Genomic DNA, 227 nt, shown 5'->3' with positions numbered 1-227 from the left:
AGACCAGCAGTAGACTCATCGGGAGCCAGTAACAGATGTACATGATTAGTCATCAGACAGTACGCGTAGACCTTGACCCCGAATGCGTTCTTAAGCTCACGCAAATCGTACAGATAACGCTGAAAATCACCAGCCTCCGCAAACACAACCTGACGATTGTGCCCTCGCTGAACAATGTGATGAGGGTAGTTTGGTAAGACAACACGTCCCATTCTTGGCATAAAACC

Annotated in this window: 1 protein-coding gene; it reads right to left on the bottom strand. The window is 48.0% G+C overall.

The window, feature by feature from the left end; all coding sequences use genetic code 11:
* Nucleotides 1-221 (bottom strand): transposase (locus CWE01_RS33175; RefSeq protein WP_177410537.1); only part of this gene is annotated, 221 nt, incomplete at its 3' end.
* Between the last annotated feature and the right edge of the window lie 6 nt (nucleotides 222-227).

The organism is Pseudomonas sp. QS1027, from assembly GCF_002814235.1.
Taxonomy (GTDB): domain Bacteria; phylum Pseudomonadota; class Gammaproteobacteria; order Pseudomonadales; family Pseudomonadaceae; genus Aquipseudomonas.
This window is presented reverse-complemented; position numbering and strand designations above follow the sequence as displayed.